Consider the following 10,310-nt stretch of genomic DNA (forward strand, 5'->3'; position numbering starts at 1 on the left):
CCGGCCTCACCAGCCGTCGCGGTGCAGCACCTCCGCGACCGGACGGCGGCGCACCGGGCCGAAGTTGCCCACCGGCCGGCCGACCGGGATCACCGCGAAGGTGTTGACCTCCTTGGGGATGCCCAGCACCTGCTTCCACTCCCGCTCCAGCATCAGGTGCCACACGGTGATCGTGGCCCCCAGGCCGAGCCCGCGTGCCGCCAGCAGCAGGTTCTGCACGCCGGGGTAGACGCTGGAGGTCTCCGCGATGGTGCTGAAGAGGCTGCCGCGCATCAGGCGCAGCACCGCGCCCGTACCCAGGGCCTCGCGCATCGCCCGCAGTCCGTCCAGATCGCCCTTCGGCTGGACGTAGCGGTAGCAGGGAATGATCAATGCGGGGGTGTCGGCGAAATGGTCGCGCTGGTACTCGATGGCCGCGACCATCCGCCCGTACGCCGCCTCGTCCATGCCGGGCGGGGTGGCCTTGCCCGCCGAGCCGAGATACGCGTTCACGCACCGGCGCCACAGCGGCTCCAGTCGCGCTATCACCTGCCGGTCGGTCACGACGACATAGTGGAACTGCTGGAGGTTGGACCCGCTCGGCGCCCACACCGCCGCCTGCACGAGCCGCTCCAGCAGCTCGTCCGGTACGGGATCGGGCCGGAGCCGCCGCATCGCGCGCATCGTGGACATGGTGTCGAAGAGCGGGAGTTGGTCCTGCTGATCGTTTGTCATGGCGGCGGAGTGTAGGGGTGCGTCGCCCCCACCGGCACCGCCGCCGCAGCACAAGACGCGGCCAACTGCCTGCTAGCGTCCGGTCCATGACGATCCGTGCGGTCCTGTGGGATGTCGACGACACGCTCTTCGACTACACCGGTTCCGACCGGTCCGGTTCCCCCTGGGCCTGACGGCCCGGGTGGTGCCCCCAGCGGCACATCGAGGCGGAGGGCCTGCTGACACGGTACGGCTCGCCCGAGGCGGCGCTGAGCCGCTGGCGGGCGGTGATGGAGCGGCAGTTCGCGCGCTTCCTCGAGGGTGAACTCGGCTTCGCCGAGCACCGCAGGGAGCGCGCCCGCGCCTTTCTCGGCTCGCCGCTCACCGACGATGAGGCGACACCTGGTTCGGCCGCTACGTCACCCTCTACGAGCAGGCCTGGACCCTCTTCCCGGACGCCGTCCCGGCGCTGGACGCGCTCACCCCGGCCTACCGGCACGGCGTGCTGTCCAACTCCTCCGTCACCAACCAGGACCGCAAGCTGCGCGCCCTCGGCATCAGGGACCGCCTCGAGGTGATGCTCTGCGCCGACGAACTGGGCCACGCCAAACCGGCCCCGGAGGCGTTCCTCGCCGCGTGTGACGCGCTGGGGCTGGCCCCGGGTGAGGTCGCCTACGTCGGTGACCGCCACGACCTGGACGCCTGCGCCGCGGACGCGGCGGGGCTGTGGGGGATCTGGCTCGACCGCGAGGGAGCGGTGCCCTGCGCCCTCGCGGCCCCCGGCCCCCGACCCGGACCGGGGACGGCGGCGCGGCGCATCAGCGCGCTGGGAGAGCTTCCCGCCCTGCTCGAGGAGTTGCAGCGGGGCCTGACGAGTGGTGTTCGTCTCAGATAGTAGGAAGGCCAACTATTTGGCGAGACAACACGGCCGATCGCTTCTACCTTTGTAGAAGCCGAACGTCTCGCTCATCCAGCGAACGGCGGATGAGGTGCGGTGCGCACGCGCAGGTGATCCCTGCCGCACCGGTCACCCCCGCCCCTTCCGGCGCGAATGCGTCCCCGCCTTCTCGAAGCCGTGTGTGCTGAAGGAGTTGCTGATCATGGATGAGACCACCCGCCGCCGCGTCCGTCACACCACTCGCAAGAACCGTGACGCCGACCGCAAGAACGCCGCAGCCGCGCTCCAGCGCGCACTGGACCGCCGCGACAACGGCGGCGCCACCGGCCACTGACCCGCCTACGGCCGTCCCGCCTGGCGGCGCGGCAAGCCCGCCGCCAGGCTGGCCCGTACTCGGGGTACACGGAGTGCACGCAGTGCACAGGTGGACGGAGTACGACCCGTCCGTGATGTGGACAGGGCGTGTCATTCTCTGGGACGGCGGGTAAGGTCACCGCCATGTCTCGCAGCATCAGCCTCGCAGTGATCCCCGGTGACGGAATCGGCCAGGAAGTCGTGGCGCAGGGTCTCAAGGTCCTGTCCGCCGTCCTTCCGCAGGACGTGAAGCTGGAGACCAAGCAGTACGACCTGGGCGCCCGGCGCTGGCACGCGACGGGGGAGACCCTCCCGGACGCCGAGCTGGAGCAGCTCAAGCAGCACGACGCGATCCTGCTGGGTGCCATCGGCGACCCGAGCGTGCCCTCCGGCGTGCTGGAGCGCGGGCTGCTGCTCAAACTGCGGTTCGCCTTCGACCACTACGTCAACCTGCGCCCCTCCAAGCTCTTCCCGAACACGGAGACCCCTCTCGCGGGCAGTCCCGACATCGACTTCGTCGTCGTTCGCGAGGGCACCGAGGGCCCGTACGTCGGCAACGGCGGCAGCATCCGCACCGGCACCCCGGCCGAGGTCGCCAACGAGGTCAGCGTGAACACCGCCTACGGTGTCGAGCGGGTGGTGCGGGACGCCTACGAGCGCGCGAAGGCCCGCCCCCGCAAGAAGCTGACCCTGGTGCACAAGAACAACGTCCTGGTGCACGCCGGCCACCTCTGGAAGAACCTCTTCGACAAGGTCGGCCAGGAGTACCCCGAGGTCACCACCGACTATCTGCACGTCGACGCCGCGACGATCTTCCTCGTCAACGACCCGGCACGCTTCGACGTGATCGTCACCGACAACCTCTTCGGTGACATCCTCACCGACCTCGCCGCCGCCGTCAGCGGCGGCATCGGCCTCGCCGCGTCCGGGAACATCAACCCGACCGGTGAGTTCCCCTCCATGTTCGAGCCGGTGCACGGCTCCGCGCCGGACATCGCGGGCACCGGCAAGGCGGACCCCACCGCGACCGTGCTCTCCGTCGCCCTGCTGCTGCGCCACCTCGGTCTGGAGGCCGAGGCCGCCCGTATCGAGGACGCCGTCACCGCCGACCTCGCGGAGCGCGACGGTGCGCGCAGCACCGACGAGATCGGCGACACCCTGGCGGTACGGGCAGCGGGCTAGCCCTGGTCACGGCCGGGCCACCAGGCACCCCGGCGGGCTGGGTCATCCGGGGTCCGGGTGCCACCATCCCGTAAGGACCGCTTACCCGGACTCCCTCCGCGGACCGCCACGCGCAATAATCGAACGTGGGGGCTGACGCACAAGGGAATGCTCGGACGTCCTAGCACCACGACGAGGGCGCCCGGGAGCGCGGTCCGCCACGACACTCAGCGAAGGACGCGCTCACATGACGACGCCTCGAATCGATTTCGACCTCAAGCCCTCCTCGCAGCCGCTGTCCGACGCGGAGCGCGAGGCGGTACTGGCCAACCCGGGCTTCGGCCGCCACTTCACCGACCACATGATCACGATCAGGTGGACGGAGGGCCGTGGCTGGCACGACGCACAGCTCCAGCCGTACGCGCCGCTCCAGCTGGATCCGGCGAACATGACGCTGCACTACGCCCAGTCGATCTTCGAAGGGCTGAAGGCGTACCGGCAGCCGGACGGCTCGGTGGCGGCCTTCCGGCCCGACGCCAACGCTCGCCGCTTCCAGCGCAGCGCGCGCCGGCTGGCGATGCCGGAACTCCCCGTGGAGACCTTCCTCGAGGCGTGCGAGCTGCTCGTCCAGCAGGACGACGCCTGGGTCCCGGGTATCGGGGAACAGTCGCTCTATCTGCGGCCGTTCATGTTCGCCGCCGAGGTGGGACTGGGCGTCAGGCCGGCCAACGAGTACCTCTTCGTCGTCATCGCCTCCCCCGCCGGCTCCTACTTCCCCGGCGGTGTCCAGCCCGTCTCGGTCTGGCTGTCGACGGAGTACGCGCGGGCGGCCCCCGGCGGCACCGGCGAGGCCAAGTGCGCGGGCAACTACGCCGCTTCGCTGGTCGCGCAGGCCCAGGCCGCGGAACAAGGCTGTGACCAGGTCGTCTGGCTGGACTCGGTGGAGCACCGCTACATCGAGGAGATGGGCGGCATGAACCTCTACTTCGTCCGCGGCAGCGGCCGGGACGCGAAGATCGTCACGCCCGCGCTGACCGGCACCCTGCTGCCCGGCATCACCCGTGACTCGCTGCTCGCCATCGCCGCCGACCTGGGGTACGGGACGGAGGAGGGCCGGCTCTCCGTCGACGACTGGCGGGAGGGCAACGCCGACGGCACCATCACCGAGGTCTTCGCGTGCGGTACCGCCGCCGTGATCACCCCGGTCGGCGAGGCGAAGTCCGCGCACGGCTCGTGGCGGGTCGCCGACGGGCAGCCCGGCGAGATCACGATGAAGCTGCGCGAGGCGCTGCTCGCGGTGCAGACCGGGCGGGCCGCGGACAAGCACGGCTGGATGCACGCGGTGTCCTGACAGTACGGACGCTGCGGGTACGGGCGTCGCGTCCGTACCCGCCACCGCTCACCGCCGCACCCGCGCGGTGAGCGCGCCGCGCCGGGCGGGCCGGCGATGTGCTCGGCCTCGTGGATGGCCGATCCGGTCCGAGAGCCGTCGGGTTGATGGGGGCGAGTCCCTCTCGAGCATGCCCATGCCTCCATGCCAGCGAGCACCGGGTCCCACCCTTTCCCAACGGCAGCTGAGCACCCTGCCCGTCCTGGTCACGAACAGGCATGGCCGGCAACTTGCAGTGAGCCCTCCCCGACGGATCGTGATCTCGCTCTCCAGGTTGCGACCGCCGGCTGCCGGGTGACGATGGAGTGACTTTCAGGCGAGGTGTCGAGGAGGCGTGGTGAGTTTCAAGCCGACGACGACCGCCGAGACCGAGGCACTGCGCGGGAAGACGGGCTGGCACTACTCGATCACCCGGAACGCCCGCTACGCGCCGCACGTGGACAGCTGGCACGGCCCGGCGGGAGAGACCTAGGCATGGGTGAGCACGTCCGCGCCGGTGACCTCGACATCTGGACCGAGCAGGCCGGTCAAGGACCGGATATCCTACTCATCGGCGGTCTGGGCGACACCGTCGAGTCCTGGCGGTTCCAATTCGATGGACTCTCGGACCGCTACCGTCTGATCGCCTTCGACAACCGGGGAGCCGGTCGGACGGCAATGCCAGACGATCCCGTCTCCGTGGAGATGATGGCCGACGACGCGGCCGAGGTCCTCCGGGCCCTCGACGTTCCCTCCGCGCACGTGGCGGGTTTCTCAGGCGGCAGCGTCATCGCCCAGGAGCTGGCGCTTCGTCACCCCGAGCTCGTGCGCAGCCTCGTGCTGCAGAGCACGTGGACAGTGATGGACCCCTACTTTCGCTCGTGGCTGCTCTTCATCCGCTGGCTGGTGGAGGTCGCTCCGAGCGAGCGGGAATTTCTCGAAGGCTTCTACCTCGACATCTACACGCCACGAGCACACAACGACGGGACCGTCGACCAGTTCATCGAGGAAGTACTCGCCTTCCCCCACAAGCAATCGGCCATGGACGTGCAGCGGTTCCTCGACGCGTTCATCGGCCATGACACGGCCGACCGCCTGCCGGAAATCGCCGCACCGACGCTCGTCCTCGCAGGAGGCCGCGACACGACCGCGCGGCCGCCGCTCGGACGCGCAGTGGCCGAACGGATCCCCCACGCCTGGTTCGAAATCATGGAAGAGGAAGCCCACCAGCCCTTCCAGGAAGTACCGGACGAATGGAACAACCGAGTCGATGCGTTCTGGCGCGATGTCGAGCCAGGGAGTTGACGTGTACAGCTAGTCGTCCGTGTCGGGGACACGATGCGGCGGCCGGTCGGGCCGCACTCGCCGTTCGTGCACCGGCTGTTCCGGCATCCGGAGGACGTCGGCTCTGACGCCGCGCCGAGGCTGCTCGGAACCGATGCTCGCGCACCGCGCACGGGCCGTACCCGCGCGGTGGCGCGCCCCGTGCCCGGATGGTGAGACGCCGTACCGGCACAGAGTGGTCTGTGCCAGAATCCTGTTGTGTCCTCGTTCGCCATGATTATCGGCAGCAGGCGCGCCGGTCCTCAGTGACCGACTGCCGCAGACAGACCTGTGCGGCAGCGGCCACCGTGTCCCAGACCCGCGCGCAGACCTCTCGCACCCGCGAGGGGTTTTTTCGTTTTCCGGCCCATCACAGCCGGGGGCGAGGGCGCGAGGGATGATGGAGGACAAGTGGAGCCAGGCATTCCGGATCTCCCTTCTTCTCGCAGGAGCCACAGCCACCATGACCACCGACGCCCCGGACGACAATTTCCACGTCTTCGACACCACGTTGCGCGACGGCGCCCAGCGCGAGGGCATCAACCTCACCGTCGCCGACAAGCTGACCATCGCCCGCCACCTCGACGAGTTCGGCGTCGGCTTCATCGAGGGCGGCTGGCCGGGCGCCAACCCGCGCGACACCGAGTTCTTCGACCGTGCCCGCAAGGAGATCGACTTCCGGCACGCCCAGCTCGTCGCCTTCGGCTCCACCCGCAAGGCAGGCGTACGGGCGGCGGACGACCCGCAGGTCAAGGCACTCGTCGAGGCCGGTGCCCCGGTCGTGACCATCGTCGCCAAGTCGCACGACCGGCATGTCGAGCTGGCCCTGCGCACCACGCTCGAAGAGAACCTGGCGATGGTCCGGGACACCGTGACGTACCTGCGTGAGCAGGGCCGCCGGGTCTTCGTCGACTGCGAGCACTTCTTCGACGGCTACCACGCCAACGCCCGCTACGCGCGGCAGGTCGTCAGCGCCGCCCACGAGGCCGGCGCGGAGGTGGTGGTGCTCTGCGACACCAACGGCGGGATGCTCCCGGCCCAGATCCGCGCCGTCGTCCGTACCGTCCTGGCCGACACGGGCGCGCGCCTGGGCATCCACACCCAGGACGACACCGGCTGCGCCGTCGCCAACACCCTGGCCGCGGTGGACGCGGGCGCCACCCACGTCCAGTGCACCGCCAACGGCTACGGGGAGCGGGTGGGCAACGCCAACCTCTTCCCGGTCACCGCGGCCCTCGAGCTCAAGTACGGCAAGCGGGTGCTGCCCGAGGGGGCGCTGGCGGAGATGACCCGCATCTCGCACGCCGTCGCCGAGGTCGTCAACCTCACCCCCTCCACCCACCAGCCCTACGTCGGCACCTCGGCCTTCGCGCACAAGGCTGGGCTGCACGCCTCCGCGATCAAGATCGACCCCGACCTGTACCAGCACATCGACCCGGAACTGGTCGGCAACTCCATGCGGATGCTCGTCTCCGACATGGCCGGCCGCGCCTCGGTGGAGCTGAAGGGCAAGGAACTCGGCTACGACCTCGAGGGCGACCGCGAACTGGTCGGCCGGATCGTGGAGCGGGTCAAGGAGCAGGAGCTGCGGGGCTACACCTACGAGGCCGCCGACGCCTCCTTCGAACTGCTGCTCCGCGACGAGGCGCACGGCCGGGCGCGGCGTTTCTTCCGGCTGGAGTCGTGGCGCACCATCGTCGAAGAGCGGCCCGACGGCGACCAGGCCAACGAGGCCACGGTCAAGCTCTGGGCCAAGGGCGAGCGCATCGTCGCCACCGCCGAGGGCAACGGCCCGGTCAACGCCCTGGACCGCGCACTGCGCAGCGGGCTGGAGCGGCTGCACCCGGAGCTGGCCAGGCTCTCCCTGGTCGACTACAAGGTGCGCATCCTGGAAGGCGCGCACGGCACCGACTCCACGACCCGGGTGCTGGTCTCGATGAGCGATGGCGGCGCGGAGTGGTCGACGGTGGGTGTCGCGGGCAACATCATCGCCGCCTCCTGGCAGGCCCTGGACGACGCCTACACCTTCGGTCTGCTGCGAGCCGGCGTGGAGCCCCACGAGTAGGGCGAAGCGAACCGGTGGGGGACCGGCTTTTTCCGGCCATGGCGCGGGCGGTTCACCGACGGCCGGTCCGGTGCGCCGGCCTGGCGATGTCCTCGGAACGGATCGCGTATGACGAGGCCGGCAACGGCTGGAATAGCGCTGGTTGCGGCCGCGGGTGACCCCGGGCACGGACGGTGCCACGCTGAGCCGCACCGTACGGGTGCGCTGAGCTGCGGCTGACGGTTCACCGATAGGGGGCTGTGGGATTCCCACAGCCCCCTACGCCGTGGATGTAGGGGTTTCCCTGATCGGCAGTGGTCCAGGGGTGGGGTTCTGTCCAGCGCAGCCATGAATCGGGCCCGGACACTGTCCGGATCTGACGACGAGGAATCGGCCTGGCGTTTCGTAGGGTCTATACATGACCGATCCGTCCCAGCCGTCGCACCAGACCGAGGAGACCGTGACCGAGCCCGAGTCCGCAGAGCCCCAGGCGCAGGACGCCCGTGGGCGGGTCGCGGAGCTGCGCGCCATGCGTGAACGTGCCCTGCAGGGTCCGAGTGAGCGGGCGACGCAGGCACAGCACGCCAAGGGGAAGCTGACCGTACGGGAGCGCATCGACCTGCTCCTGGACGAGGGGACCTTCCGTGAGGTGGAACCGCTGCGGCGGCACCGGGCGGTCGGCTTCGGCCTGGAGGAGAAGAAGCCGTACACCGACGGGGTGGTCACCGGCTGGGGGCTGGTGCACGGACGGACGGTGTTCGTCTACGCGCACGACTTCCGCATCTTCGGCGGTGCGCTGGGGGAGGCGCACGCCACGAAGATCCACAAGATCATGGACATGGCGATCTCCGCGGGGGCGCCCCTGGTCTCGCTGAACGACGGGGCGGGGGCCCGTATCCAGGAGGGCGTCTCGGCACTGGCCGGATACGGCGGCATCTTCCAGCGCAACACCCGGGCCTCGGGAGTGATCCCGCAGATCTCGGTGATGCTCGGCCCGTGCGCGGGCGGGGCGGCCTATTCGCCGGCGCTGACCGACTTCGTGTTCATGGTCCGCGACACCTCGCAGATGTTCATCACCGGACCCGATGTGGTGCAGGCTGTGACCGGCGCCAAGGTGTCCCAGAACGGGCTGGGCGGCGCGGATGTGCACGCCGCGACCTCGGGAGTCTCGCACTTCGCCTACGACGACGAGCAGTCGTGCCTGGAGGAGGTGCGCTACCTGCTCTCGCTGCTGCCGTCCAACAACCGGGAGAACCCGCCGGCCGAGGACGCGAGCGACCCGGCCGACCGGCGCGGTGAGGCACTGCTGGATCTGGTTCCGGCGGACGGCAACCGCCCGTACGACATGCGGAAGGTGATCGAGGAGATCGTCGACGACGGCGACCTCCTGGAGATCCACGAGCGGTGGGCGACCAACATCATCGTGTGCCTGGCGCGGATGGACGGTCAGGTGGTGGGCATCGTCGCCAACCAGCCGCAGTCCCTGGCCGGGGTGCTGGACATCGAGGCGTCCGAGAAGGCCGCCCGCTTCGTGCAGATGTGTGACGCCTTCAACATCCCCATCCTCACGCTGCTGGACGTGCCGGGCTTCCTGCCCGGGGTCGACCAGGAGCACGGCGGGATCATCCGGCACGGCGCGAAGCTGCTGTACGCGTACTGCAACGCGACGGTCCCGCGGATCTCGGTGGTGCTGCGCAAGGCCTACGGCGGCGCGTACATCGTGATGGATTCCCAGTCCATCGGTGCCGACCTGACCTTCGCCTGGCCGACGAACGAGATCGCGGTGATGGGCGCGGAGGGCGCGGCCAACGTGATCTTCCGGCGGCAGATCAGCGGCGCCGACGACCCGGAGGCGATGCGGGCGCGGATGGTCAAGGAGTACAAGGCCGAGCTGATGCATCCGTACTACGCCGCCGAGCGCGGCCTGGTCGACGACGTCATCGACCCCGCCGAGACCCGCGAAGTCCTCATCCGCTCGCTCCAGATGCTCCGCACCAAGCACGCCGACCTGCCGTCCCGCAAGCACGGCAATCCGCCGCAGTAAGGGAAGAGAAACGTCGATGAACAGCACCGGCACCGCAGCGCCCGTCCCCGCCGTCGACACCCGTCTCGTGCGGGTCGAGAAGGGGCAGGCCAACGACGAGGAACTGGCCGCAGTCACAGCCCTGTTGCTGGCCCGTGCCGCCGCGTCCGCGCGGCATGGGGAGATTCCGGCAGCCCGTGCCCGCGAGGGCAAGGCGGGCTGGCGCCGGCTGGAGCGCGCCCGCGGCTTCCGGGCCCCGCACAGCTGGCAGGGCTGAGCGGCACACGGGCGGCAAGCAGCGGAAACAGACGGACAGTGCGGCGAACGGCCCCCGGTACAGGCGGGCTCTAGCGATCCCCGCAACACCCTGAGCTTCAGGGAGTTGCGGGGATCGTGGATTTTGAGGGGTTGAAGGCGAGGTTCTTCGAGGCGCTTGACCGGGAGA

Annotated in this window: 9 protein-coding genes and 1 pseudogene; 9 read left to right on the top strand and 1 reads right to left on the bottom strand. The window is 69.9% G+C overall.

What is annotated here, in order from left to right; genetic code table 11:
* Positions 1-6 precede the first annotated feature (6 nt).
* On the bottom strand, positions 7-714 hold the full coding sequence (locus ACRDP3_RS06425) for a nitroreductase family protein (protein WP_431515848.1): 708 nt from the start codon (positions 712-714) through the stop codon (positions 7-9).
* Between the two features lie 86 nt (positions 715-800).
* Here ACRDP3_RS06425 and ACRDP3_RS06430 point away from each other — a divergent pair.
* From ACRDP3_RS06430 to ACRDP3_RS06470, 9 genes and pseudogenes are all read left to right on the top strand, one after another.
* Positions 801-1,588: pseudogene (locus ACRDP3_RS06430) on the top strand (HAD family hydrolase).
* Positions 1,589-1,793: 205 nt separating this feature from the next.
* On the top strand, positions 1,794-1,925 hold the full coding sequence (locus tag ACRDP3_RS06435) for a hypothetical protein (RefSeq protein ID WP_431515849.1): 132 nt from the start codon (positions 1,794-1,796) through the stop codon (positions 1,923-1,925).
* 164 nt (positions 1,926-2,089) lie between these two features.
* On the top strand, positions 2,090-3,127 hold the full coding sequence (locus ACRDP3_RS06440; protein WP_431515850.1) for a 3-isopropylmalate dehydrogenase: 1,038 nt from the start codon (positions 2,090-2,092) through the stop codon (positions 3,125-3,127).
* A gap of 226 nt (positions 3,128-3,353) precedes the next feature.
* Positions 3,354-4,457 (top strand): branched-chain amino acid aminotransferase, encoded by a 1,104-nt coding sequence (locus ACRDP3_RS06445; protein ID WP_431515851.1) that lies wholly within the window; start codon positions 3,354-3,356, stop codon positions 4,455-4,457.
* A gap of 376 nt (positions 4,458-4,833) precedes the next feature.
* Positions 4,834-4,968, top strand: a complete 135-nt coding sequence (locus ACRDP3_RS06450; RefSeq protein WP_431515852.1) for a hypothetical protein — start codon at positions 4,834-4,836, stop codon at positions 4,966-4,968.
* A gap of 2 nt (positions 4,969-4,970) precedes the next feature.
* Positions 4,971-5,780 carry an alpha/beta fold hydrolase gene (locus ACRDP3_RS06455; protein WP_431515853.1) on the top strand — a complete coding sequence of 270 codons (810 nt, stop codon included), beginning with the start codon at positions 4,971-4,973 and terminating at the stop codon, positions 5,778-5,780.
* Between the two features lie 481 nt (positions 5,781-6,261).
* The gene (gene cimA, locus ACRDP3_RS06460) at positions 6,262-7,863 is read left to right on the top strand and encodes a citramalate synthase (protein WP_431515854.1); all 1,602 of its coding nucleotides are present in this window, start codon (positions 6,262-6,264) and stop codon (positions 7,861-7,863) included.
* A 397-nt stretch (positions 7,864-8,260) separates the two neighbouring features.
* Positions 8,261-9,886: an acyl-CoA carboxylase subunit beta gene (locus ACRDP3_RS06465; RefSeq protein ID WP_431515855.1), complete on the top strand. Its 1,626-nt coding sequence runs from the start codon at positions 8,261-8,263 to the stop codon at positions 9,884-9,886.
* Between the two features lie 16 nt (positions 9,887-9,902).
* Positions 9,903-10,142, top strand: a complete 240-nt coding sequence (locus ACRDP3_RS06470; protein ID WP_431515856.1) for an acyl-CoA carboxylase epsilon subunit — start codon at positions 9,903-9,905, stop codon at positions 10,140-10,142.
* Positions 10,143-10,310 lie beyond the last annotated feature (168 nt).

This window comes from Streptomyces sp., assembly GCF_050698815.1.
Lineage (GTDB): Bacteria > Actinomycetota > Actinomycetes > Streptomycetales > Streptomycetaceae > Streptomyces.

Excerpts from the sequence above, each read along its gene's own strand:
- ACRDP3_RS06440 (WP_431515850.1), top strand. The coding sequence starts at position 2,090 with ATGTCTCGCAGCATCAGCCTCGCAGTGATCCCCGGTGACGGAATCGGC.
- ACRDP3_RS06465 (WP_431515855.1), top strand. The coding sequence starts at position 8,261 with ATGACCGATCCGTCCCAGCCGTCGCACCAGACCGAGGAGACCGTGACC.
- ACRDP3_RS06455 (WP_431515853.1), top strand. The coding sequence starts at position 4,971 with ATGGGTGAGCACGTCCGCGCCGGTGACCTCGACATCTGGACCGAGCAG.
- cimA (WP_431515854.1), top strand. The coding sequence starts at position 6,262 with ATGACCACCGACGCCCCGGACGACAATTTCCACGTCTTCGACACCACG.
- ACRDP3_RS06470 (WP_431515856.1), top strand. The coding sequence starts at position 9,903 with ATGAACAGCACCGGCACCGCAGCGCCCGTCCCCGCCGTCGACACCCGT.
- ACRDP3_RS06445 (WP_431515851.1), top strand. The coding sequence starts at position 3,354 with ATGACGACGCCTCGAATCGATTTCGACCTCAAGCCCTCCTCGCAGCCG.
- ACRDP3_RS06425 (WP_431515848.1), bottom strand. The coding sequence starts at position 714 with ATGACAAACGATCAGCAGGACCAACTCCCGCTCTTCGACACCATGTCC.
- ACRDP3_RS06435 (WP_431515849.1), top strand. The coding sequence starts at position 1,794 with ATGGATGAGACCACCCGCCGCCGCGTCCGTCACACCACTCGCAAGAAC.